Origin of the sequence: Curtobacterium sp. ME12 (assembly GCF_903970855.1) — a bacterium.
GTDB lineage: Bacteria > Actinomycetota > Actinomycetes > Actinomycetales > Microbacteriaceae > Curtobacterium > Curtobacterium poinsettiae_A.
This window is the reverse complement of record NZ_CAJCKD010000003.1, coordinates 129,410-152,625: the sequence shown is the minus strand read 5'-3', so window position 1 is coordinate 152,625 and position 23,216 is coordinate 129,410. Positions and strand designations below refer to the sequence as shown.

Sequence of the window (23,216 nt, the reverse complement as noted above, 5' to 3'; positions counted from 1 at the left end):
AAATCCGCTAGTCATCAAGCCGTGCTTGTCGCGTCAGTAAGCGCCGCGCGAAGCGACGACGGCCTTGGCAGTCCGCCAGAGGACCACGAGATCGCCCGTGATCGACCAGTTCTCCACGTAGTACAGATCGAGCCGCACCGAATCCTCCCACGACAGGTCGGAACGACCACTGACCTGCCACAGGCCGGTCATGCCGGGCTTCACCAGGAACCGACGGTGGACGTGTGTGTCGTAGCGGGCGACCTCGCGGGCGAGCGGCGGTCGGGGTCCGACGAGGGACATGCTGCCGGCCAGGACGTTGAACAGCTGCGGCACCTCGTCCAGGCTGTAGCGGCGCATGAACCCGCCGACCCGGGTGACCCGGGGGTCGTTCCGCATCTTGAACAGCACGTCGTTGCCCTCGGCACGGTCGAGAGCGCTGAGCTCCTGCAGGCGTTCCTCGGCGTCGACGACCATCGATCGGAACTTGATCATCCGGAAGGTGCTGCCGTTCAGGCCGACGCGCTCCTGCCGGAAGAAGACCGGACCGGTCGAGGTGGTCTTCACCAGCACGGCGAGCACGAGCAGCAGCGGCGACAGGACGACGACGAGCAGCGCTGCCCCGATCAGGTCGAAGGCCCGCTTCGTGTAGAGCTTGCGCCCCGAGTACGTCGGCGTCTCGACGTGGATGAGCGGCAGGCCCTGCACCGGCCGGGTGTGGATGCGGGGACCACCGATGTCGGTCAGGCTCGGCGCGACCACCAGGTGCTGCCGGCCCGGCTCGAGCGACCAGCTGAGTTCGCGGACGCGCTCCGGCGGCAGGTCGTCGGAGCTGGTGATCACGACCGTGTCGGCGCCGGTCTCGCGGAGCGCGGAGCCGACGTCGTCGAAGCCGCCGTGGCTCTGGATGGTCGAACCCGTCAGCAGCCCTCGGTGGTTCGTCGACACGACCGCCCCGACCACGCGGTAGCCGGCTTCGGGGGAACGCGCGAGTTCGCGGCCGATGTGCAGCACACTGGCCGGGGACCCGACGAGCAGCACGGTCGCCGAGTACGCGCCCTGCTGACGCTGGGCCACGAGCCACTGGCGCCAGATCCACCGCGACAGCAGGAGGACGAGGATCCCGATCGGGAACGCGATGAGCACGTAGCCGCGGGCCAGGTCGACGTGCAACAGGAACGCTGCGATCGCGAGCAGGCCGAACACGCGGACGCTGGAGTCTGCGACCAGGCGGTACTCGGTGCTGCCGACACCGATCACCCGCGCACCGCGGGTGTCGTACAGGGCGAGCGCGCTCATCCACACCACGATCACGACGATGGAGATCGCGGAGTAGCTCAGTCGCAGGTCGGCGGTGTTGGTCGCCAGGTTCGACTCGAGTCCGAGCCAGGCGATCTGCACACCGAAGACGACCCAGATCAGCGCCAGCAGGTCGGTGAAGAGCACGCGGCGCGAGTACGTGCGGCTCCACTCGTCGGTGGCGCCCACGGCGCGCGGTGCGCGGAGCGCGTCCGCTGTCACGAGGACGACCCGGTCACCACGTCGCGCCACCGTCCGACGAGACCCGGACGGTCGTGCCGTCCCACAGCCACACGTCCTGCCCGGCACGGTCGATGGTGACCGTGTCGTCGGTGTCCGCGCCGTCGGCACAGCCGATCGGCGTGGTCGACGACGAGGGCGTCACGTCCGACGCGGACATGGTCTCGATCTGCACGCCGTCGCAGGCTGCTGCGCCGACCCGGGCGAGGGTGTAGTTGCCACCGTCGACGCCGATCGAACGGATGCCGCCCATCGGCACGTCGACCCACGCGGCATCGCCGGTGCGCCACTCGAGCTGGCCGTCGCAGATGACGACCGCGGTCTGCTCCCCCTGGAACGCGTCGATCGGGTCGGCGCACGGCGCCTGCTCCGTCCCGCTCGCGAGCACGACGCCGTCGGTGCTGATGCCGGCGCCGGCGGCGCCGGGTGCCCCGGCTTCCCACGTCACGCCGGCGTCGGTGCTGGTCCGCGCCGTCGTGGTGCAGTCGTCGCCGACGCCCGCCAGGATCGAGAGCTCCGCACTGGAGGCCCGGATCGCCATGAGCGATCCGACATCCGTCCCGAGTCCCACCGGGACCCACGTCGCCCCGCCGTCCACGGAGTGTTCCAGTACCGGCCGCGGGCCGCCGCACGACCCACCGGACGCGCGCCACGCCTCCTGGCCGTCGACCGCTGCCAACAGGCGGCGACCCTGCTGCTTGGTCGCAGCGGCGTCTGCGTCGGCAGACGCGCTCGGTCGCGGTGTCTCGCGCCGGTCCGGCGTCCCCGAGAAAGTGGGGATGGGGCCGGCGGGTCCGTTCTCCTCGGGGGCCGTGCGGCCCAGGGCGAGCGCCACGAGCACGACGTCGACGACGATCAGCGCCACCACCACCACGGCGACCAGGATGAGCGTGGTCCGGGGCAGTGCGCGGCCGAGGCTTCGGGTCCCCCGGCGAGTCTTCATGTGGGTGTCCCCGTTCAGCGTCCGGCGCGGCGGAGCACGCCGAGCTTCTTGCCGACCCGCTTCGGCGGGTTGACCGTCGGGGTCGTGTCCTCGTCCTGACCGTAGCCGTACCCGTAGCCGTAGCGTCCGTAGCCGTAGGCGCCGGGGCCCTTGAGCGGCATCTTCGTGATGACGAAGCCGGAGATCGGGGCGCCGACGTTCTCGAGCGTCGCGACGGCGGCGGCCAGCTGGCCCTTCAGCGTCTGCCCCGAGGCGACCGCGACGATCGCGCCGGAGGCCTTCTTGGCCAGGATCGCCGCGTCGGTGACGGGCAGCAGCGGCGGGGCGTCGAACAGCACGTAGTCGAACTGCTGCTCGAGCCGTTCGATCAGGTCCTGCATGGCGCGGGACCCGAGCAGCTCGGACGGGTTCGGCGGGATCGGTCCGGCGGGCAGGACGACGAGCTTGCCGCGACCCCACGGGTGGGCGACGTCCTCCAGGTCGGCGCGGCCGATGAGCACGTCCGTCAGACCGGCGTTGCCCTCGACGTCCATGTACTCGGCGACGCGGGGGCGGCGCAGGTCGGCGTCGATCAGGATGACCCGGAACCCGGCACTGTCCAGGGCGATCGCCAGGTTCGCGACGGTGGTGCTCTTGCCCTCGGACTGCATCGACGACGTCATGACGAAGGTGCGGGCACCGCTGCCGATGTCGAGGAACTGCAGGTTGGTGCGGAGCGTGCGGAACGACTCGGCACGGGGGCTGCGCGGGTCGACCTGCACGATGAGCGGGCGTTCGGCGGCCTTGGCGTCGAAGGCGATCCCACCCACGACCGGCTTGTCGCTGATCTTCTCGACGTCGAGCTCGGTGCGCACCCGGTTGTCCAGGGTCTCGCGCAGCACGGCGATGCCGATGCCCAGCGCGAGGCCGACGAGCAGCCCGAGCGCGACGTTGACGGGCACGTTCGGGCTGACGGGAACGCTCGGCACGTCGGCCTGCTTCACGCGGGTGAGCTTGACCGTGCTCTTGCCGCTCGCGTCGGTGGCCTCGATGTCCTGCACGACGTTGGTCAGGCTCTGCGAGGTCGCGTTCGCGATGTCGGCGGCCTGCACCGGGTCGGTGCCCTCCACCGAGATGGAGATGAGGGTGGTGCTCGTCGGTGCCGTCGCCGACACCATCGTCGCGAGCTGGTCGGCGTTCATGTCGAGCCCGAGCGACGAGATGACCGGCAGCAGCACGATCGGCGTCGACACCAGGTTCGAGTAGGTCAGCACCCGCTGCTGGGTGAACGTGTTGCCCTGGGCCAGGTCGCTCGCGCTGCCGGACGTCTCCGTGGAGACGAAGACCTGCGCCGATGCCGAGTAGACCGGCTTCTTCAGCAGGGAGAACCCTGCGGCTGCGGCCACTCCCACCAGGGCGAGTACGACGATCAGTACCCATCCCTTGCGGAGCACCGTGATGTAGTCGCGGAGTTCCACGCCTTTGCCTTCCCCGATCATGGCCGTCCCCCGTGGTCCCGACACAGGCGCGCCGGGGTACTCCCAGTGCACGGCATACAAATAGTGCCACAGGAACGAGCACTCCTCGGGGGAAGTCGCCATCCGGCGCGCGGTGTCCTCTACGGTGGCCCCATGCGCTCCGAGTCGGCCATGCCCACCACCGAGCCCAGCGTGCGGCGGCAGCGGGACCTCGTCGTCATCCTCGTCGCACTCGGCGTCGCCGTGATCCTGACCCGGATCGTCGGACAGGTCACCCGGACTGGGGGCATCCCCTCGCCGGTCCTGCAGGTGCTCGCCGCGGACGCCGCCGTGTGGGTGCCGCTCGTCGTCGCGGCCGCCGTGGTGCTCCGTCGGACCCCGCGATCGGCGATGGTGTCGCGGCTCCGGCTCGACCTGGGGATCGTGGTCTTCGCGATCGGCATCGTGATCGTGTGCCGCGCGGTGGACGTCTTCATGTCGATCGCGTTCACCGGGTCGACCGGGCTGGTCCCCGCACCGTCCCTCGGCACGCCCGACGTCGGGCTGCTGCTCGTGTCGGCGATCGGCATCGTCGTCGTCAGCCCGGTGCTCGAGGAAGTGGTGTTCCGCGGGCTGTTCCAGCGCCGGCTCGCCGCCGAGCTCACGCCCCGCACCCGATTCCTGGCGGTGGTGGTCACGGCGTTCCTGTTCGCGCTGCTCCACCTGCTGCTCGGCGCTGGTGGCACGTCGCTCGGCGGCTTCCAGGTGTTCGTGACGACGTTCCTGCTCGGCCTGCTCACCGGCACGCTCGTCGCGATGACCGACCGCATCGGCGGCGCGATCCTGGCGCACGTGCTGTTCAACGCGGTCGCGGTCGTCGCCACCTGGCCGCGCTGAGCGGTCACGAGCCCACCCCCAGATCGAGGCGACGACGGACTTCCGCAGGCTCGGACCACTAACCTGCACTGAGCATGACTCGCCCAACCAGCATCGTCGAATCACCCCTCGTCCGTCAGGCTCCGATCAGTGGCCTGCTGGTGGTGTCGGCTGTGCTCACGGTGGTCGTGCCGACGCTCGAGATCACCTCGGCGGAGCTCTTCCTCGCGAGCCTGATCGGTACGGCGGTCGCCACGGTGATGAGCGCGGTCCCCCTCGTCCTGCCCCGCGCCGGAGCGCTCGTGCCGGTGTTGTTGTGCCTGGACTTCGTGACCATCGCGCTGCTGCGCACCGGGACCGGCTCGGGCGCGTCGGTCTTCACCTCGCTCGTGGTGCTGCCCGTCGTGTGGTGGTCGTCGCTCGACGGCCGCCGCAACGTGGTCTTCTCGCTCCTGGGCGTCGCCGCCGTCATCCTCGCCCCCTACGTCCTGACGCCGGACGACGCCCCCGCGGTGAGCGAGCTCGCTCGGCTGACGATCACGGTCGCGGTGTTCGGCACGGTCGCGGTGGTGGTGCACGAGCTCTCGAGACGCGCACGCCGGAGCGTCCGGGTCGCGCAGGACCGCGAGGGCAAGGTCCGCGCCGAGATCGACCGGGCCGCCGCGGTGCAACGATCGCTGCTCCCGACGACGACCGGCCGCATCACCGAGGACGTCGTCGTCGCGGGTGCCTGCCTGCCGGCCCGGAGCGTGGGCGGCGACTTCTTCGACTGGTACCCGACCCCGACCGGTGTCGCGGTGACCCTCGGCGACGTCATGGGGAAGGGTGTCGGCGCGGGTCTGATCGCGGCCGCGGTGCGATCGACCCTGCGCAGTGCCCGGACGGTCGAGGACCCCGCCGAGGCGCTGAAGCGGGCGTCCGACGGTCTGTCCGCGGAGGGCATCGGGCCCGACCTCGCCTTCACCACACTGTTCCACGCCCGGATCTCCGACGACGGCACGCTCCGTTGGTCGGACGCCGGGCACGGGCTGAGCTTCGTCCTGCGCGCCGACGGACACGTCGACCGGCTGCGGTCCGGTGACATGCCGCTCGGGCTCGGCATCCGCGAGGAGTGGGCGACGGCCGACGGTGCGCTCGAACCGGGTGACCTGCTCGTCTCGTTCAGCGACGGCGTGCTCGACCTGTACGACGACCTGGACGACACGATCGATTCCGTCGCGGCGATCGCGCGCGCCGGCCGCGACCCGCACGCGGTCGTCCTCGCGCTGTCGGCCCGCGCCGACGAGGTGCCGCACGACGACGACGTCACGGTGATCGCGATCCGCCGGCAGCCGGTCGAGGTGGACACGGAGCGACCGCTCGCGATGCACGCGGACTGACGGCGCGGAACGAGCGCACGGCGACCGTCGAGCGGTGCGGAACGCACGGACACCTGCAGAGATTGGTACGCGCCGCCGCTCGAACCCGAATCGTGCGGCGACGCGTGCAGACGGTGAGCGTCTGCCCTCGGACGCCCTAGCGTCCTCGGTCTGTGGGGAGTGACCAGCCGGGTCACCCCGGCGGATCAGTGGACCAGGTCGAGGTCCCAGACGGGCGGCACGTAGGCGCGGGACCAGCCCTCGCGCAGACGCGTCACGGCGCGGTCGAAGGCCTCGAGCAGGTCCATCTCCGGCCGCACCATCGACTGCAGCTGCAGTCCCTCGTAGGTCGCGAGCAACTGCTCCGATCCTCGGGCCGGCTCCATCGTCCCGGGCTCCCGCCCGAGCATCACGTCGCGCTCGAGCGCGTGCTGCACGAAGGCGTGGAAACGACGCCACCTGGCGTGCAGCATCGGCGCGAGCGGGTGCTCGGGCGACGCCGCGATGTTCAGCGTCGCCGTCAGGAACCGCATGAGCGACGGGTCGGCCACGTTCGCGGTGACGATCGCACGGAGGAACCGGATGGTGCCGTGCTGCTCGGCCAGGGGCATGAGCGGCACGGTGCGGTCCTCGTTCCACCGGTCGATCGTGGCGAGCAGCAGGCCGTCCCAGCTCGGGAACGTGCGGTCGACGACGTCGATGGACACGCCAGCCGCTGCTGCGACGACCTCGGGGGTCACCTCGTGCAGCGGCCGGGAGCGCAGCGCGGTGATCATCCCGTGGATGACCTCGCCACGGAGGGCGGTGTCGTCGAGGACGGGCATCGGCGGCGTTTCGATGTGCATGCATACACCTCACCAGCCCGACGCGCCCGTGCACAGTCCCCCGAACGGGAACGCGCGTTCCCCGGACAGTGCCACGCATGGTCTGGCGCGGTGTCCCCCCACCTGGGGGAAGATGAGCCGCCGTACAGCTTCTAGGGTGGTTTGGTTCGCACCCGAAACGAAAGATCACGTTGCCGCGCCTCCAGTTCCTCACCAGCGTCCCCTTCCTCGCCGCGGCAGCAACGCTCGCCGTCGCCGCCGGCTCAGTGCTCACCCCGAGTCCTGCCCCGACCCCGACAGGGACACCGGCTCCGGTGACGACGCCGACGGCAGCCGTCACCCCTGCTGCGCCGGAGACCGCGGTCGGCAGCACGGCCGCTGCAGCCGCAGCCCCGACGAAGTTGACGTGGACGTACGCCGGCGACTCGATCACCGAGATGCCGAAGTCGTGGATGCGGCAGCTGAAGGACTCGTCGATGACCAACGTCGGCGGCACGGCCATCGGCAGCGCGACGACGACCAAGATCCTCGCCAACACCGCCCACCACGGTGCCGACGTGCTGGTCGTCATGGCCGGCACGAACGACCTGCGCTACCAGCGCAGTTCCGCGTCCATCCTGCAGAACATCGACAAGATCGCCGCGCGGGCCGGCGCCGATCACGTCGTGATCTCGGCGATCGCGCCGTCGAACACCACGAACTACGGCAAGAGCCACATCGACCGCCGCAAGCTCGGCGAGATCCTGAACCGCGACCTGCAGAACCACGCGCTCACCCGCGGTTGGATGTTCGTCGACCCGTGGGCAGCCGACCGCCGGCTCGACGGCGGCTGGCCGTCCTCGCGCACGTACGACGGCGTCCACCCGACGGTCGCGATGTCCAAGAAGGTCTCGGTCCGGATGCAGCAGGCGATCCACATCGCCGCCGAGGGTGCCAAGGGCGCAGCGGGCTAGCCGCCGGTCGCGTCGTGAGCCATACTCGCCCCATGCAGTGGGGACGGATCGCACCGGTCGTGGCACTCGTCGTGGTGCTCGGCGGCACCCTGGCGGGCTGTGGCAGCGAGAGCCGGGTGCGGCCCGCCGACGGGGACAGGGGGGTGACGTCCGTCGCGTGCGCCGCACGGATCGAGCTGGAGACCCCGGCCGAACGCCGCGACGCAGCTGAACTCGTCGTCGACGCCGACGTCACCAAGACCGACCGCACCGTGGAACCGCAGGGCATCTACCGGGTGTACGAGGCGACGGTCACCGACGTCACGAAGGGCGATGCCGCCGCCCCCGGCGACACGATCCAGGTCATCAGCACCTCGGACCAGTGCGAGACGAGCGGCGAACCGGTCGAGTACCTCTCGGGCGACCCCCTCGCCGACGAGGGCACCTTCCGCCTGTACCTCTCCCACGACGGAGACGACGACGTCTGGCAGCTCGTCGTCCCCGGCGCCGCCGAGCCGCAGCCCGCCGGCTGACACCGGAGCAGCTACGGCTGCTCCGGCACCGTCACGATCCGGTTCTGGTACGCCCACACCACGGCCTGCAGCCGCGACCGCACGCCGAGCTTCGGCAGCATCCGTGCCAGGTGCGACTTCACGGTCGACACCTCGAGCACGAGCGCAGCGGCGATCTCCTCGTTCGACATCCCCTGTGCCAGCAGCAGGAGCACCTCGCGCTCGCGGGCGGTCAGCACGCCGTCGGCCCGGTCGCCGGAGACCGGCTGCAGGCTCCGCCGTGACACGAACTCGCGCAGCACCCGCCGGGTCAGGGCCTGGTCGAGCGTGCCGTTGCCGGCGGCGACCTGCCGCACGGCGTCGACGATGGTGTCCGGCTCGGCGTCCTTGAGCAGGAACCCGGAAGCCCCGGCCTCGAGCGCCCCGAACACGTAGTCGTCCAGGTCGAACGTCGTCAGCATGAGCGCGGGGATCGACGGATCGGCGTCCGGTGCGCAGAAGATCCGGGCGAGTTCGATGCCGTTCATCACCGGCATCCGGATGTCCAGGCAGGCGACGTCGGGTCGTGTCTCGCGCGCCAGCGCGAGGGCCTCGCCCCCGTCGGCGGCCACGCCGACCACCTCGATGTCCGCCTCCGCGCCGAGGAGCGCGGACACCCCGGCGCGGACCAGGGGCTGGTCGTCGGCGACCAGCACGCGGATCACGCGACCACCCCGGTGCCGTCGGCGGCCTGCGTGGGTGCGGCAGGTGCCTCCCGGCCGAGCGCCAGCTCCACCAGCCATCCGCCGGTCGCGGTCGGGCCGGTCTGGAGGCGCGCCCCGACCAGGTCCGCCCGCTCGCGCATCCCCCGCAGGCCGTTGCCGCCCGAGGGAGAGGTCCCCGCTGCCGGGACGGTGGCCGGTGCGTTCTCCACCCGGATCACCACCCGGGTCGCGTCGCGGTCGTCGATGGTGACGGTGCACGGGGCGGACGGCGCGTGCAGGGCGGCGTTGGCCAGCGCCTCCTGGACGGTGCGGTAGGCGGCGAGCTGCGCGAGCGGGCCGACGCCGTCGGCCAGCGGGCGGTCCCCCGGCAGCACGTCGAGCCGGACGTCGCTGCGGAACCGGGCACGTTCGGTCAGGTCGACGATGCCGGCGACCGTCTCGACGGCGCGCTCGGCTGGGGCGTCGTCGCGGAGCAGGCCGACCAGGCGGCGCAGGTCCTCGAGCACGGCGGTGCTCTGCTCACGGACCTGGCGGGCGCCCTCGTGGGCGCGCTGCGGGTCCGCGTCGATCTGCCGGTCGATGACGGCGGCCATCAGGGCGATGCCGGACAGGTGGTGCGCGGCGATGTCGTGGAGTTCACGGGCCATCGCGGCACGTTCGCGGGACACCGCGGCGTCGACCAGGGCGTCCTGTTCACGGTTCACGGCGCTGGCCTCGGCGGTGCGGGCGACACGGACCTCGCGGCGGGACTGCACCAGCAGAGTGACCAGCAGGGGCAGGCCGACCGCGCCGATCGCCTGCAGCACGCCCTGCCCGAGCGAGCCGGCGAGGCCCGTCGAGAAGTCACCGCGGAAGGCGCCACCGGCGACGGCGGCCAGCACCGCGCTGCCGGCGGCGACGAGCGCACCGGCGAGCAGGAGCGTCGGCCACAGGCGGGCCAGCGGGACGCGGAGTGCGGCGAGGACGACCGCGACGACCACGGGCAGCGCGGTGAGGCCGAACAGGTCGGACGACTGCGGGGCGAGCGCCGCGACCACCACCGGCAGGGCGGCGACCACGATCAGCACGGTGCGCGGTGCGCGACGGGCGGCGAGGAGGGCGGCCGACTGGGCCAGCAGGCCGAGGGCCAGGACGGTCCACGCCAGGGTGAACGGTGCGGGGACACGCAGGGCCAGGGCGGCACCGTCGGGCTCGAGGGCGTCCAGCGGCGGCAGGCCGAGCAGCAGCCCGACGGCGACAACGGCCGTGCCGAGGGCGACGAAGACGTCGACGCGGCGGTCGCGCTGTGCGGGGTGGGCCGGCCGCGCGGGCTGCGCTGCCGGCTCGGCCGGTGCGCGCAGCGCGTCGTGCTCAGCGGAGGCCATCGTTGGATCCTACGAGACGGGCGTCACCGGGGACCGGGGCGTCGAGGGGCAGGGCGCGTCGCGCGGGGTCGTAGCCCAGGCGGCCACGGGTCGCGATCAGGAGCACCGCGGCGGCGATCGTCGACATGATCGTCAGGCCGATCATCAGCGTGCCGGCGGTCATGCTCGGGTACATCTCGGGGAACAGCGTCGAGATCGTGTTGTTCACGCCGACGTGCAGCAGCAGGGCCAGGGGCAGGCTCTCGCGGGTCTTGTTGAAGACCTGGATCATCACGACGTTGAAGGTGATGGTGAACAGGGCGAACACGACGGGCTCGCTCCAGTGCGCGTTCGGCCAGCCGCCCCAGTCGCTGAAGTACAGCGGCATGTGCCAGAGCGCCCAGATCGGGCCGAGGATCGCGGCGGCGCCGAGGCCCCCGAAGCGGTGCTGCAGGCGGGGCAGGGCGAAGTCGCGCCAGCCGGGCTCCTCGCTCAGGCCGGTCGAGAACAGCTGGATGATCAGCCCGGGCACGAGCATGGCGAAGGCCAGGGCCGAGGGTGCCCGCACGTCACCACCGGCGAAGGGCAGCGCGGACACGACGATCAGGGCCGGCACGACGACGAGCGCCAGTGCGTACCAGTACCAGGCGACCCGCCAGCGGAACAGCCGTCCCACCCAACGGCGGAGCCCCGCGCGACCGTCGGCGACGGCGGTGACGATGAACGCGCTGCCCAATGGGCCGAGGAGCGCCCCGGGCAGGACGCCCGTGAACTGTCCGCTGCCCAGGACCTCGGGGAAGTGGATGTCCCACACGCCCATGCCGTGCGGGGACAGGATGTACGGCACCCACGCGAGCCAGCTCAGGCCGAGTGCCATGGTGAAGAAGGACACGAGCGGGTGCCGGGCGATGAGGCCGCGGACACCCCCTCGGTCACGGGCTGCGGTGCCGGCGGTGGGCCGGACTTCGGTGGTGTTCGTCATGCACACGACGCTAGGAACCAGCGCGCTCGGGGACGACCCGCTTCGGGACGCACCTGCGGGAGTTCCATCGAAGGATGCAAGCGCCGTTCGGTCGGTTCGGTACTCCTGGACACGCCGTCGTCATCGCTCGACGCCGCGTCGTCCGGACCGACGAGCAGCCGCACGACACCGGCGTCTCGCGGGTCCGGTCAGGCGGCGCGCTGGGCGGCCACGTGGGCCAGGACGACGGGGTCCTCGCAGCCGCGGGCGAACCCCAGGATGCGCCGGTCGATGTCCCGCTGCAAGACCAGCACGCCGATCCTCTCGGCGATCGGCGCCAGCCACTGCGGCCGGCAGGTGAAGTTGTAGCGCCAGATCGCGAGGGTGTGCCCGGGCTGCCCCTCCGCCGCCTGGAAGCGCCATCCTCCGCCCATGCGCTCGAAGAACCACGAGCCCTTCGTCATCTTCATCCCCACGTTCGACGGCGGGTGGTACGAGACGTACTCGCTCTCCATCGCCAGCCCGAACCGCTGCACCGTGTACGTCCGGACGCCCTTCGCCGGCACGGACGCGCCGTCCATCAGGTGCTGGCGGCGGATGAAGGGGTCCCACCGCTTCCGGATCGCGCCCTGCGTCTGCGAGACGGCGAAGGCCACCGACGGCTCGACCGGGACGACGCAGCGGGACTCGACGACGGGCATGAGGCATCCTCGCACGTGCACGGTGCTGCGCGCTCCGACCCGTGCGAGCGTCGCCGGACTCACACCGTGCGGTGCCCCTCGGCCCGTGCGAGCTTGCTCGCTCCGTGCGCCGCTGCAGCCCTGCACCAGGCCGCCGACCTCGCACCGGGCGAACAACCGCGCACCGGGCGCAGCGTCAGCGCAGCGTTGCCCGGAGTGCGTCGGCGATGAGCGCGAGCGCCGCACCGAGCTCGTCCGCGACGCGCTGGTGGGTCGCCGTCGAGCGACGGTAGGGGTCGTCCACGTCGTCGTCGGCCGGGTCGGCGGGCGGCGGGACCGTTCCGCGCAGCCGGGCGACGCGCTCCACGAGCTGCTGCGGGGTCGTCACGTCGGCCAGGTCACCGGGCTCGAGGCCGGCGAGCACCCGCGCGAACTGCTTGACCGTGAACGTCCGCTTGGACGCCCGGGGCGCCAGGGAGACGGCGGCTGCACGGTGCGATCGCTCGGCGGTCAGCACCAGGTCGGCGCGCTCGACGACCTCGGCCGTCAGGTACCGCGACCGGTGGGCCGAGGGGTCGCCGCCGAGCCGGACGGACTGCTCGGCCGCGGCAGCGTCCATCGGGGCGCCGTCGTCGGCGATGGTGCCAGCCGACTCGACCACGAACGCGGGAGCGTCCGGGCCGAGTCGAGCCGTCAGGACCTGCGCGCCGAGCGGGGACCGGCAGATGTTGCCGCTGCAGACGAACAGGATCCGCATCGTCACGCTGCGTCGGTGCGCTCGCCGGCGCGCTGGTCGGCACGCTCGTCGTCGCCGAGCAGGTCGTGCCGCACGACGATGGCGTCACGGCCGGGTCCGACACCGATCGCCGAGATCCGTGCGCCGGACATCGCCTCGATCGCCAGGACGTAGTCCTGCGCGTTCTTCGGCAGGTCGTCGAAGGTACGGGCCCCGGTGATGTCCTCGGTCCAGCCGGGGAACTCCTGGTACACCGGCTTCGCGTGGTGGAAGTCGGACTGGTTGACCGGGACCTCGTCGACGCGGACGCCGTCGACCTCGTACGCGACGCACACCGGGATCGTCTCGAGCCCGGTCAGGACGTCGAGCTTGGTGAGCACGAAGTCGGTCACGCCGTTGATGCGCGCCGTGTAGCGGGCGATCGGGGCGTCGTACCAGCCACAGCGGCGCGGGCGACCGGTGGTGGTGCCGAACTCGAAGCCGTTGGCGCGCAGGAACTCGCCCGACTCGTCGAACAGCTCGGTCGGGAACGGACCGGCGCCGACGCGGGTCGTGTACGCCTTGACGATGCCGATGATCCGCTCGAGCTTGCCCGGGCCGATGCCCGAACCGGTCGCGGCGCCGCCGGCGGTCGCGGACGACGAGGTGACGAACGGGTAGGTGCCGTGGTCGACGTCGAGCATGGTGGCCTGGCCGGCTTCGAACAGGACGGTCTCGCCGCGCTCGAGCGCCCGGTGGATCTCGAGGGCGGTGTCGGCGACCATCGGGCGCAGGCGCTCGGCGAACGAGAGCAGCGACTCGACGACTTCTTCCGGGTCGATCGCACGGCGGTTGAAGACCTTGACCAGCAGGTGGTTCTTCTGGTCGAGCGCGGCTTCGACCTTCTGCCGCAGGATGTTCTCGTCGAAGATGTCCTGGATCCGGATGCCGACGCGGTTGATCTTGTCGGCGTAGGTCGGGCCGATCCCGCGACCGGTCGTGCCGATCTGGCGCTTGCCCAGGAACCGCTCGGTCACCTTGTCGACGGTGCGGTGGTAGTGCGTGATGACGTGGGCGTTGGCCGACACGAGCAGCTTGGAGACGTCGACGCCGCGGGCGCGCAGGGCGTCGAGCTCCTGGAACAGCACCTCGAGGTCGACGACGACGCCGTTGCCGATGATCGGGGTCACGCCGGGCGTCAGGATGCCGGAGGGCAGCAGGTGCAGGGCGTACTTCTCGCCGCCGACGACGACGGTGTGGCCGGCGTTGTTGCCGCCGTTGAACTTCACGACGTAGTCGATGCGGGAGCCGAGGAGGTCGGTGGCCTTCCCCTTGCCCTCGTCGCCCCACTGGGCGCCGATGATGACTGCTGCGGGCATCTGGTTCTCCTCACGTTGGCGGAGGACCGCACACGGCCGTCCGGGCCGGTGGTCCACCCGAGTCTATCGGCTGGTCACCTGCGCGTCACCCGCCGTGACGTCCTGTGGACGGCGGGCCACTTGTCCACATCCGGCCTCGACAAGGCGGGCGACGCGGCCGACAAGGCGACCGGCGGCGGGCACGGCGACCAGATCGGCAAGGCCGAGGACGCGGCCGACGGCAAGATCGGCAAGTGACGTCCGAGGCGCCACCGGACACGCAGACGGGAGGCGCGGTGCCAGCTGGCACCGCGCCTCCCGTCTGTCGGTCGGTGCGTCCCGAATCGCCCGTCCGACCCCGGATCAGCTCCGGAAGAAGTCCTGGTACGACGGGTCACCGACGGGCTGGGAGTGCCCCGGCTCGGCCAGGCGCTGCTCGATCATGGCCTGGATGACGTCCGGCGGGGTGAGTCCACGACGGCGCCATTCGACCGGGTTGGACCGGAGCTGGTTCAGCGTGCTCTGCATGGGAGCCACACTTGCACCACTTCACTAGTTTGTCTAACTACCTGTCCCGAACGCGCGTTCAGGGGGCTGCCCCGTGTACGCCCGGGCCGCTTCGTGAGCAGAAGAGGTCGGATCCCCACTCGGGACCCGACCTCTTCTGCTCACCATGTGGCGCGCGGACCGCGCGCACCCGGACCTAGCGGCGCGTGACCTTCGGGGTCGCCCCGGACTTGGCGGTGCCGTCCACGTACCCGGAGGCGTGGGCCGTCACCTGCACGCTGATGCGGTGCCCGACGTCGGACGAGCCGAGCTCGTACTTCGTACCCGTTGCCGACCGGACGACCTTGCCGTCACGCAGCCACTGGTACTTGTAGGTCGCCTTCGTCGTGCTCCACGTGCCGTGCTTCGCGGTGAGGGTCGAGCCGACCTTCGCCGTCCCGCTCACCGTGACCTTGCTCCCCTTCGCCAGCGCGAGCTTCGGCGGGACCACGTTGATGGTCGACGTGTCAGCCTGCTTGCCCGCCGCGTTGTCGAGGTGGAGCAGCAGCACCGTCGCCTTGGTGACACCCGAGGCACGGGTGACCGTGAGCGAGTCGGCGTCGGCGAACAGCACGCCGGAGGTACCGTCCTGCGAGAACGACAGCTTCGGCTTCGACGGGTCGAACGTGGCCGTCTTCGTCTCGTCCACGACCGAGGAACCGCTGGTGGCGGCACCCGGGGCGTAGGCCGACTCCGTCAGCACGGTGTAGTCGAACTTCTTCGACGAACCGATGGCCTTCGCAGCGACGGTCAGCACCTTCACGGAGCTGTCGAAGGTGTTCACGTCCTGTCCGGGCGCACCGCCGTTGAGGGGCTGGACGTCGACGACGGGGTCGATGTCCGGGTCGTCCAGGGCGGCCTTCGCCAGGTCGACCGTCGTGGCGAACGTGGCGTCCACGGCAGCCGACTTCGCGTTGTACACCAGGAAGTCGGGCTCGCCGTCACGGTCCGTGTCGATGAGGACCTCGACGTTGGTCACGGCTCCCGGGTTCGCGTCCGGACCAGCGGTCTGCACGCCGAACGCCAGGGTTCCCGACGCCTTGTCGTACGACGCACCGTAGGAACGGACGTCGGCCGCCTGCAGCGAACGCGTCGCCGAACCCTCGGGGAACGCCTCGGCGGGGTCGGTGCCGCCGAGCACGAACGGAGCGACGGCGGCGTGGTAGCCGGTCGTCAGTCCGCCCTGGTCGAGCGTGCGGCCCTTGAGCGTCAGCTCGGCCGACTTGCCGGGTCCCGTGAACGAGACCGTGGTGCGGGCCCGCACCGCGCTGACGGGCTTCGGGGCCACGTAGACCCCGAGGCGCATCGGGTTGAGCGAGCTGTCGGTCGGCGCGAACGCCACGATGCCGGAGGCCGCTGCCACGAACTCGCGCTGGTAGCCCTGCTGGACGGCCTCCTGGGTCGGGTCGATGACCCGGCGGAGCTTCGTCGCGTCGGCGACCGAGAACGTCAGCGTGACCGATGCTGTGCCGTTGGCGGGCACCGTGACCTGCTTCGAGCTGAGCGCGAACGTCACGCCCGGCTGCGACACCTGCGGCTGGTACGACACGTCGTACGTGTGCGCCGTGCTGTCGGTGTTGTCGATCTGCAGGGTGCGGGTCTCGCTCGTCCCGCTCGCGACCTCGACGACGCCGAACGACGCGGTGACGAGCTGGTCGTTCTCGGCGCTGCGGACCGTGGTGCCGGCGGTGACCGCCTGCAGCGCGTCCACGCGACCGGTGCCCTGACGGAGCAGGGTGGCCGAACGGTTGCCGTCCTTCACGTCGTGCGTCGCCGTGTTCATCAGCGCCGCCTTGACCTGCGGGGCGGACCAGGTGGGGTGCGACTGGAACGTCAGCGCCGCGATGCCCGCGACGTCCGGCGTGGCCATCGAGGTACCGCTCATCGACATGCGGCCGTCACCGGTGCCGTTGGCCGCCGAGATCACGTTGACCCCGGGGCCGGCGATGTCCGGCTTGACGATGTCGTCGAACGATCCGTGCACACCACGGCTGGTGAACGACGCGAGCGTGTTCACGGCGTCCGCCTCGATGGCGACCTCGAAGCCCTTGAGCTCGTCCGCGAAGCGCACGTGCAGGGTCCCCGCCTTCGCGGTGGCCTGGAGGCTCGCCACGCTCTTCGCGGTCAGCTCGGCACCCGGGATGGTCGCGTTGCCACCGATGCCGGATTCGAACGTGTCGAGCGTGCCCGCCAGCAGGACGCCGACGCCGCCAGCGGCCTCGACGTTGTTGAAGCGCACGAGGGAACCGCACTCGAGCGCGCCGTCCGTCCACTTCAGCCAGACGACCTTGCCCTTGATCTTCGCGGCGTCAGCGGCGCTGAACGCGGCACAGCCGTCGATGTTCGCGGTCGGGACGACGACGTCGCCCTCGACGGGCAGGGTGCCCTTGAAGTTGGACGAGTACTGCGAGCGGTAGGTCTTCGCGACGTCGGCCGGCGCGGTGACCTGGACGCCGTCGTACAGCGACTGGCCGGTGGCGCTCGCGGCGACGGTGAGTGCACCCTCGGCGTTGCCCGGCGACCCACCGATGTCGGTGAAGTCGTCGGCGTTTCCCGAGGCGATCACGGGGAGCACGCCGCGCGCGGTCAGTGCGTCGATCTTGGCGTTGTCGGGGTCGTCCGGTGCGCCGTAGTCGGAGCCGAGCGACAGGTTCAGGACGTTGATGTCCTTGCCCTCGGTGAGCGCCTGGCCCACCCAGTCGAGCGCGGCACCGGTGACGTCGGTCGAGCCACCGTTGTCACCGAAGACCTTCAGGGCGTACAGGCCGGCCTCGGGCGCGGTGCCCGGACCGATCCACATGTCCTGTACCTGCTGCGTGGTGAGCTTGGTGTAGTCACCGTCGAACTGCTGCTTGTCGGCGGTCAGGCCGTAGCCGGCGATCGAGCCGGACACGTGCGTGCCGTGGTCGCCGCCCTTGCCGTCGATCGGGTTGTCGTCGGGAGCCGGCACCGGGTCGTAGGCGTCCGGGTCCGACGGGTCGGCGTTGTAGGTCGCACCGGCGAAGTCGTACCCGCCGAGGAACTTCGACGCGTCGTACAGGCTCGGGTCCGGGGCGCCACCGCTCGCGTTCGCCAGGGCCTGCTGGTACGCCTCGGTGGTACCGGGGCCGCCGAAGTCGGCCTGCGTGTAGTCGAGACCGGTGTCGAGGACGGCGACGTTGACGTCCTTGCCGGTGTGGCCGGTCTGCTGCCAGGCGTTGAGCGAGCGCGTGTAGACGTCGCTCGCGGCGTTCTTCGGTGCGACGCCGTCGGCACCGGGCTGGACCAGGCTGGGGTCGACGCCCGAGGGAGCGGCGTCGGCGTTCTCGTTGACCGTCGGCTCGACGATCTTCTTCGGCGTGAGCGGGATGATGCTCTCGACGTCGGAGCGCTCGGCGATCTGCCGGAACGCGTCGACGTCAGCGACGACCGCGACGCCAGGGACGGTGTACTCGGTCGAGTAGAGCTCGGTCGCGTCGGCGTCGGCGCGCTTGACAGCCGACCGCACCGCGGCGACGGTCGACTGGATCGCCTCGACGCGGTTCTTGGCCGCGGAGGACTGGGTCCGCGACTTCGTCAGGTCCCCGCCCTTCGCCTTGGCGTCCACTTCGAGGGCACCCTGGCCGGTCGTGCGCACGAACGCGGCGACGGTCTTCGTCGGCTTGGCGTCACGGAGCGGGGCGGAGAGCTTGAGGTCGGCCACCGAGATCCCGGCCGGAGCTGCGGAGGCCGCGCCCCCGACTGCGAGACCGCCACACGCGAGGGCCGCGACGGCGATGCCGGCGGTCAGGACGCGGGTGAAGCGATGGGGTGTTGGGTTCGGGTCGGTGTTCGGTGTTGCACGGTTCAAAGAGGACACTCCTGGCTCAGTCCGTGGTTCGCATGAGATTCCTGTGAAGCTATGCGTTCGTTCTCAGGGAAGACAGTCCGCACTTTGGGGGACCCCCTCGTCCGGGGGACGGAACCTGTTAAGTTGCACACGTGTGTGCACGTTATTACGATGGGGTGCGTGACCACCACTGAGCAGCCCTCCCGCGCGCCCCGTCGCGACGCCACGGAGAACCGGGCAGCCCTCCTCGACGCGGCGAAGACGTGCTTGCAGCAGGACCCGGACGCCTCGATCGAGACGATCGCCGCGGCTGCGGGACTCTCGCGCCGTGCGGTGTACGGACACTTCCCCTCGCGCGACGACCTGGTGCGCGAGGTCGTGACCGCCGGCGCCGCCCGGATCGCGGCCGCCATGCCCACCGCTTCGGACCTGCAGGAGCTCCCGCCGGCCGCACGCCTCGCCGCGATCGCGGTGACGCTCTGGACCGAGGTGTCGCACGTCCGCTCGATGGCCAGGGTCGCCGTGCGCAGCCCGTTCGCCGAACCCGTCGCCGAGGTGTTCGCGCCGCTGCGCTCACAGGTGCGCCAGGCGTGCGCGCTCGGGATCGCCGACGGCGCCATGCGGGACGACGTCGACCCCGAGACCCTCGGCCGTCTGGTCGAGGGCGCGTGCATCGCCGTCCTCGACGAGGCGACCCGTTCCGGCACGAGTGACGAGGACGGACGGCGCATGGTGGTGGTGTCGGCGCTCGGCATGGCCGGCATCGACTGGCGCACCGCACTGCTCTCCGAACCCGCTGCTCCCGCTCCCGCTCCGAAGGACCACGCATGACGCTCGAACTCGACCACGTCGGCATCGGCGAGGAGCCCGGCGCACCCCTGCCCGTCGTCTCCGCCGTCGCCGCCCCCGGACGCCCCGGGGTCCTCGCCGTCGAGACCGAGCAGGCACCCGTGCTCGCGTCACTCGTCGCCGGCGGCCGCATGCAGCCCGACACCGGCCGCCTGCTGCTCGACGGCCACGAGGACCCGGCAGCCGTCCGGCGCTCGTTCGCCCTGGTCGACACCCCCGGTGTCGCCGAGCCCTTCCCCGTCATGACCCTGAAGCAGATCGTGCGCGAGGAGCTCGCGTTCGCCGGGCAGCGCCCGAACCGCGAGCACGTCGACACCGTGCTCGACGAGCTCGGCCTGCGGGACTACGTCGACACCGCCGTGCAGCGCGTGCCGACCGTCGTGCGCGTCCGGCTGCTCGTCGAACTCGCCCTGCTGCGCGACGGTGTGACCGGCATCGTGATCACCTCACCCGAGCGGCACGGCGGCGCCGTCGAGGACTGGTTCCAGGTGATCCGCGACGTCGCACGACGGGGCGTGACCGTGGTCCTCGTGACCTCGAAGGCCGCCGCCACCACCGTCGAGCACCTGCTCGACACGATCGACACGCACGACGACGTCGCGACGCTCGTGACGCCCCAGACCGAGGACCCCGAGGACGTGGCCCGAACCGACGGAAGCGAGCCGGGCCTCCCGGCCGCTCCTTCCGTCACCGAAGCATCCGCAACCGTCCCGACGGAGGCACAGAAGTGACCACCACCTCGCTCGTCCGCGCAGAACTCGCGCGGCTCACCGCGACCCCGCTCGCACGCCTGGCGTTCATCGCGCTGATGATCGTGCCGCTGCTGTACGGCGGCGCGTACCTGTGGGCGAACCGCGACCCGTACGCGAAGCTCGACCAGATCCCCGCCGCGATCGTGAACCTCGACGCCGGTGCCACGCTGGACGGCGAGCACGTCGACTACGGCAAGGACGTCACGAAGGAGGCCATCGACGGCGCCGACTTCAAGTGGACGAAGACGAGCGCCGCCGATGCCCGCTCCGGCGTCCGCAACGGCACCTACGACTTCGTCGTCACCATCCCGCACGACTTCTCCGAGCACCTGGTGTCCGCGCAGTCCGACGACCCGACGCAGGCGAAGCTCGTGATGACGACGGCCGACACGAACTCGTACCTGGCGTCGACCATCGCCGAGCAGGCGGGCAAGACCATGCGCACCGCCGTCGCCGAGCGCGTCGGCAAGCAGGCGGCGAAGACCCTGCTCGTCGGACTCGCCGACGTGCGGGACAGCCTCGGCGACGCCGTCGACGGGGCCGATGAACTCGCGTCCGGAACCGCCAAGGCGGACTCGGGCGCGCACCAGCTCGCCGACGGCACCGGCAAGCTGTCGTCCGGGGCGGCGGAGCTGGCGTCCGGCACGGCCGACCTGCCGTCGCAGACCCAGCAGCTCAACAGCGGGGCGCAGCAGGTGGCGTCGGGGGCGTCGACCCTGGCGTCCGGGCTGGCCAACGCGCAGCAGCAGACGGCGGCGCTGCCGTCGCAGACGCAGCAGTTGGACACTGGGGCGCAGCAGCTGCAGTCCGGGCTGCACCAGCTCCGTGACCAGACGGCTTCGCTCCCCTCCGACTCTGCGCGCCTGTCCAGTGGTGCGTCGCAGGTCGCCACCGGGAACGCCACGCTGGCCGACGAGGCCGCACCGTTCATCGAGGGCGTCCAGCAGCTCTCGGCGCAGTCGCCGGAACTCGTCGCGTCACTGAAGCCCGTCGTCCAGGCCTCCACGGTGCTCACCGCGGAACAGAAGACCCAGCTGCTCGCCGGGCTCGACCACCTGCAGGCCGGCAGCACCGAGCTCGGTGCCGGTGCCGGCGACCTGTCCGGCAACCTGCAGAAGCTCAAGACCGGCAGCGCGCAGGTGTCCGCGGGGGCATCGCAGCTCGCCGAGCAGGCTCCGGCGCTGACCAGTGGCATCCAGCAGCTCTCCGACGGCTCCGACACGCTCGCCGCCGGGACGTCGAAGCTGGCTGCCGCGGCACCGACGTTGACCTCGGGCATCTCGTCGGCGGCGACTGGCGCGTCCACGCTCTCCGCGGGTGCCGCGAAGGTAGCAGACGGCACGTCGACGCTGGCCTCGGCCGCTCCGACCCTGTCGTCGGGCGCATCGTCGCTCGCCACCGGCGCGGCGTCCGCCGACAAGGGTGCTTCGTCGCTCGCATCGGGCCTCGACGAGCTCAAGACCGGCTCGTCGAAGCTCGCGTCGTCGCTCGACGAGGGCCGCACGAAGATCCCAGCCTCGAACGCCTCCGAGCGCGAATCGCAGGCCTCGGTGATCTCCGACCCGGTCAAGGTCGGCGACGACAACGTTGCCGCGGCGTCGAACTACGGCGCCGGCCTCGCACCGTTCTTCATCTCGCTCGCGGCCTGGATCGGCATGTACGCGCTGTTCCTCATCCTCAAGCCGATCTCCAAGCGTGCGATCACGGCGGTGCGGAAGCCCCTGGCCGTGGTGTTCGGTGGCTGGCTGACCCCGGCCCTGCTCGGCCTGGTGCAGATGGTGGCGCTGTTCTTCATCGTGCGGTTCGCCCTCGACCTGAACGTGGTGCACGTCGGCGGCACGATCGGGATCATGGTGCTGGCCTCGGCGACCTTCGCGGCGATCATCATGGCGCTCAACGTGCTGCTCGGATCGGTGGGGCAGTTCCTCGGCCTGGTGCTCATGCTCGTGCAGCTCGTCACCGCCGGCGGGACGTTCCCGTGGCAGACGCTGCCGGGGCCGTTGGCGGCGCTGCACTTCGCGCTGCCGATGACGTACTCGGTCGACGCGATCCGGCAGACGATGTACGGCGGGAACCTCAGCGCCGCGTGGTCGGACGCGGGCGTGCTGCTCTGCTGGCTGCTCGGGGCGCTCCTGGTGTCCTTCGTGGTCACGGCGCGGCAGACCCGCTCCCGCACGCTGCGTGACCTGCGCCCGAGCCTGATCGGGTAGCGGGGCGCCGGGCGCGGCGCCGGGGCGCGGGGCGCTTCGTGAGCAGAAGAGGTCGGGTGACATCAGGTCACCCGACCTCTTCTGCTCACGAAGGACGTTCGCCGAGCGGCTGGTGCACCATCCCGCCGCCGAGGGTGCGCAGGTCGTCGGTCGGCAGGGCAGCACGGGCGTCTGCATCGAGCACCGCGGAGGCGTCGTCGAGGGGGTGGAACCCGATGCGCTCCCCGGCGGACAGGTCAGCCGGCGACCCGGTGTTCCGCGACAGGGCCCAGACCACGTGGTGCCCGGGGTCACGGAGCGCCACGGTCGCGAGCACCAGGCGCGTCAGGTCGTCGGGCGAGGTCCACATGAGCAGCGCCCGGGTCGTCGGCGGCAGCGCACCGAACGCACCGATGCGCGCGGACACGATCGACATCTCGTACCGATCGACGAACAGGCTGCCGAGCAGTTCCATGGCCGCCTTCGTCACGCCGTAGTACGTGTCCGGACGGGGCAGCCGGTCGCCGGTCACGCTCCCAGGCTGGTCGAGGGGTTCGGGCACCAGCCCCACTGCGTGGATCGAACTGGCCTGCACGACCCGGAGCACGCCGGCGGCGGCCGCCCGTTCGAGCACGTTCTTCGTGCCGGTCAGGTTCGCCGCGATCAGATCGTCCCAAGCGGCCTCGGTCGGGATGCCCGCCAGGTGGACCACGGTGTCGACCCCGGCGAGCGCATCGTCCAGCGCTGCCGGGTCGTTCACCGAACCGGGCACGAATCGTTCCCCGGCGCCGATCGGATCGTGGGGCTGCTGTTCGTCGAGCAGCACGAGGTCGTGTCCCGCAGACCGCAGGCGAGGACGCAGGGCGCTCCCGATGCGACCCGCGGCTCCGGTGATGAGCAGCGTCGCCATGC

General features: G+C 71.3%; 21 protein-coding genes. 8 read left to right on the top strand and 13 right to left on the bottom strand.

The window, feature by feature from the left end:
• Positions 1-33: 33 nt before the first annotated feature.
• From H7A73_RS03260 to H7A73_RS03250, 3 genes are read right to left on the bottom strand one after another with little or no spacing between them, the layout of a single operon-like run.
• Positions 34-1,500 (bottom strand): sugar transferase, encoded by a 1,467-nt coding sequence (locus H7A73_RS03260; protein ID WP_259362670.1) that lies wholly within the window; start codon positions 1,498-1,500, stop codon positions 34-36.
• A gap of 13 nt (positions 1,501-1,513) precedes the next feature.
• Entirely contained in the window at positions 1,514-2,461 is a 948-nt protein-coding gene (locus H7A73_RS03255; protein WP_182064646.1) for a hypothetical protein, read from the bottom strand.
• Positions 2,462-2,475: 14 nt separating this feature from the next.
• Positions 2,476-3,918, bottom strand: coding sequence for a polysaccharide biosynthesis tyrosine autokinase (locus H7A73_RS03250; protein ID WP_182064645.1), 1,443 nt, complete (start codon positions 3,916-3,918; stop codon positions 2,476-2,478).
• Between the two features lie 153 nt (positions 3,919-4,071).
• On the opposite strand from H7A73_RS03250, the gene H7A73_RS03245 reads away from it, so the two are divergent.
• Both H7A73_RS03245 and H7A73_RS03240 read left to right on the top strand, forming a co-directional pair.
• Positions 4,072-4,794, top strand: a complete 723-nt coding sequence (locus tag H7A73_RS03245; RefSeq protein WP_182064644.1) for a type II CAAX prenyl endopeptidase Rce1 family protein — start codon at positions 4,072-4,074, stop codon at positions 4,792-4,794.
• Between the two features lie 74 nt (positions 4,795-4,868).
• Positions 4,869-6,152: a PP2C family protein-serine/threonine phosphatase gene (locus tag H7A73_RS03240; RefSeq protein ID WP_182064643.1), complete on the top strand. Its 1,284-nt coding sequence runs from the start codon at positions 4,869-4,871 to the stop codon at positions 6,150-6,152.
• Positions 6,153-6,337: 185 nt separating this feature from the next.
• On the opposite strand, the gene H7A73_RS03235 is transcribed toward H7A73_RS03240, so the two are convergent.
• Positions 6,338-6,976, bottom strand: a complete 639-nt coding sequence (locus H7A73_RS03235; protein WP_182064642.1) for a TetR/AcrR family transcriptional regulator — start codon at positions 6,974-6,976, stop codon at positions 6,338-6,340.
• Between the two features lie 170 nt (positions 6,977-7,146).
• Between H7A73_RS03235 and H7A73_RS03230 the strand changes: the two genes are divergently transcribed.
• The gene (locus tag H7A73_RS03230) at positions 7,147-7,908 is read left to right on the top strand and encodes a GDSL-type esterase/lipase family protein (RefSeq protein WP_182064641.1); all 762 of its coding nucleotides are present in this window, start codon (positions 7,147-7,149) and stop codon (positions 7,906-7,908) included.
• A gap of 32 nt (positions 7,909-7,940) precedes the next feature.
• Complete coding sequence (locus H7A73_RS03225; protein ID WP_182064640.1) at positions 7,941-8,420, top strand: hypothetical protein; 480 nt, start codon at positions 7,941-7,943, stop codon at positions 8,418-8,420.
• An 11-nt stretch (positions 8,421-8,431) separates the two neighbouring features.
• On the opposite strand, the gene H7A73_RS03220 is transcribed toward H7A73_RS03225, so the two are convergent.
• The 6 genes from H7A73_RS03220 to H7A73_RS03195 form a co-directional block, all read right to left on the bottom strand.
• The gene (locus H7A73_RS03220) at positions 8,432-9,103 is read right to left on the bottom strand and encodes a response regulator (protein ID WP_182064639.1); all 672 of its coding nucleotides are present in this window, start codon (positions 9,101-9,103) and stop codon (positions 8,432-8,434) included.
• Entirely contained in the window at positions 9,100-10,467 is a 1,368-nt protein-coding gene (locus H7A73_RS03215) for a sensor histidine kinase (RefSeq protein ID WP_182064638.1), read from the bottom strand. Before H7A73_RS03215 ends, H7A73_RS03220 begins: the two co-directional genes overlap by 4 nt.
• Positions 10,454-11,428, bottom strand: coding sequence for a CPBP family intramembrane glutamic endopeptidase (locus tag H7A73_RS03210; RefSeq protein ID WP_182064637.1), 975 nt, complete (start codon positions 11,426-11,428; stop codon positions 10,454-10,456). The genes H7A73_RS03215 and H7A73_RS03210 overlap by 14 nt, the downstream gene beginning before the upstream one ends.
• A gap of 188 nt (positions 11,429-11,616) precedes the next feature.
• Positions 11,617-12,108, bottom strand: coding sequence for an SRPBCC family protein (locus H7A73_RS03205; protein WP_182064636.1), 492 nt, complete (start codon positions 12,106-12,108; stop codon positions 11,617-11,619).
• A 175-nt stretch (positions 12,109-12,283) separates the two neighbouring features.
• Complete coding sequence (locus H7A73_RS03200) at positions 12,284-12,844, bottom strand: low molecular weight phosphatase family protein (protein WP_247737461.1); 561 nt, start codon at positions 12,842-12,844, stop codon at positions 12,284-12,286.
• A 2-nt stretch (positions 12,845-12,846) separates the two neighbouring features.
• Entirely contained in the window at positions 12,847-14,181 is a 1,335-nt protein-coding gene (locus H7A73_RS03195) for an adenylosuccinate synthase (protein WP_017886319.1), read from the bottom strand.
• Positions 14,182-14,301: 120 nt separating this feature from the next.
• On the opposite strand from H7A73_RS03195, the gene H7A73_RS03190 reads away from it, so the two are divergent.
• The gene (locus H7A73_RS03190; protein ID WP_220456581.1) at positions 14,302-14,418 is read left to right on the top strand and encodes an Rv0909 family putative TA system antitoxin; all 117 of its coding nucleotides are present in this window, start codon (positions 14,302-14,304) and stop codon (positions 14,416-14,418) included.
• A 105-nt stretch (positions 14,419-14,523) separates the two neighbouring features.
• Here H7A73_RS03190 and H7A73_RS03185 read toward each other — a convergent pair whose 3' ends face one another.
• On the bottom strand, positions 14,524-14,688 hold the full coding sequence (locus H7A73_RS03185) for a hypothetical protein (protein ID WP_156155336.1): 165 nt from the start codon (positions 14,686-14,688) through the stop codon (positions 14,524-14,526).
• Positions 14,689-14,863: 175 nt separating this feature from the next.
• Positions 14,864-18,535 (bottom strand): S8 family serine peptidase, encoded by a 3,672-nt coding sequence (locus H7A73_RS03180; RefSeq protein ID WP_182064634.1) that lies wholly within the window; start codon positions 18,533-18,535, stop codon positions 14,864-14,866.
• A 159-nt stretch (positions 18,536-18,694) separates the two neighbouring features.
• Between H7A73_RS03180 and H7A73_RS03175 the strand changes: the two genes are divergently transcribed.
• Genes H7A73_RS03175 through H7A73_RS03165 form a run of 3 tightly spaced genes read left to right on the top strand, consistent with a single transcriptional unit; the run spans position 18,695 to position 22,325 of the window.
• Positions 18,695-19,345 (top strand): TetR/AcrR family transcriptional regulator, encoded by a 651-nt coding sequence (locus H7A73_RS03175; RefSeq protein WP_182064633.1) that lies wholly within the window; start codon positions 18,695-18,697, stop codon positions 19,343-19,345.
• Positions 19,342-20,094 carry a hypothetical protein gene (locus H7A73_RS03170; protein WP_182064632.1) on the top strand — a complete coding sequence of 251 codons (753 nt, stop codon included), beginning with the start codon at positions 19,342-19,344 and terminating at the stop codon, positions 20,092-20,094. The genes H7A73_RS03175 and H7A73_RS03170 overlap by 4 nt, the downstream gene beginning before the upstream one ends.
• Entirely contained in the window at positions 20,091-22,325 is a 2,235-nt protein-coding gene (locus tag H7A73_RS03165; RefSeq protein WP_182064631.1) for a YhgE/Pip domain-containing protein, read from the top strand. The genes H7A73_RS03170 and H7A73_RS03165 overlap by 4 nt, the downstream gene beginning before the upstream one ends.
• Before the next feature lie 85 nt (positions 22,326-22,410).
• Here H7A73_RS03165 and H7A73_RS03160 read toward each other — a convergent pair whose 3' ends face one another.
• A complete protein-coding gene (locus H7A73_RS03160; RefSeq protein ID WP_182064630.1) occupies positions 22,411-23,214 on the bottom strand; it encodes an NAD-dependent epimerase/dehydratase family protein in 804 nt (267 codons plus the stop codon).
• Positions 23,215-23,216 lie beyond the last annotated feature (2 nt).

What these genes read in the sequence shown, in the direction of transcription:
- H7A73_RS03255 (WP_182064646.1), bottom strand. Translation starts at nt 2,461, where the DNA reads ATGAAGACTCGCCGGGGGACCCGAAGCCTCGGCCGCGCACTGCCCCGG.
- H7A73_RS03245 (WP_182064644.1), top strand. Translation starts at nt 4,072, where the DNA reads ATGCGCTCCGAGTCGGCCATGCCCACCACCGAGCCCAGCGTGCGGCGG.
- H7A73_RS03240 (WP_182064643.1), top strand. Translation starts at nt 4,869, where the DNA reads ATGACTCGCCCAACCAGCATCGTCGAATCACCCCTCGTCCGTCAGGCT.
- H7A73_RS03235 (WP_182064642.1), bottom strand. Translation starts at nt 6,976, where the DNA reads ATGCACATCGAAACGCCGCCGATGCCCGTCCTCGACGACACCGCCCTC.
- H7A73_RS03225 (WP_182064640.1), top strand. Translation starts at nt 7,941, where the DNA reads ATGCAGTGGGGACGGATCGCACCGGTCGTGGCACTCGTCGTGGTGCTC.
- H7A73_RS03215 (WP_182064638.1), bottom strand. Translation starts at nt 10,467, where the DNA reads ATGGCCTCCGCTGAGCACGACGCGCTGCGCGCACCGGCCGAGCCGGCA.
- H7A73_RS03210 (WP_182064637.1), bottom strand. Translation starts at nt 11,428, where the DNA reads ATGACGAACACCACCGAAGTCCGGCCCACCGCCGGCACCGCAGCCCGT.
- H7A73_RS03205 (WP_182064636.1), bottom strand. Translation starts at nt 12,108, where the DNA reads ATGCCCGTCGTCGAGTCCCGCTGCGTCGTCCCGGTCGAGCCGTCGGTG.
- H7A73_RS03200 (WP_247737461.1), bottom strand. Translation starts at nt 12,844, where the DNA reads ATGCGGATCCTGTTCGTCTGCAGCGGCAACATCTGCCGGTCCCCGCTC.
- H7A73_RS03195 (WP_017886319.1), bottom strand. Translation starts at nt 14,181, where the DNA reads ATGCCCGCAGCAGTCATCATCGGCGCCCAGTGGGGCGACGAGGGCAAG.
- H7A73_RS03185 (WP_156155336.1), bottom strand. Translation starts at nt 14,688, where the DNA reads ATGCAGAGCACGCTGAACCAGCTCCGGTCCAACCCGGTCGAATGGCGC.
- H7A73_RS03170 (WP_182064632.1), top strand. Translation starts at nt 19,342, where the DNA reads ATGACGCTCGAACTCGACCACGTCGGCATCGGCGAGGAGCCCGGCGCA.
- H7A73_RS03160 (WP_182064630.1), bottom strand. Translation starts at nt 23,214, where the DNA reads ATGGCGACGCTGCTCATCACCGGAGCCGCGGGTCGCATCGGGAGCGCC.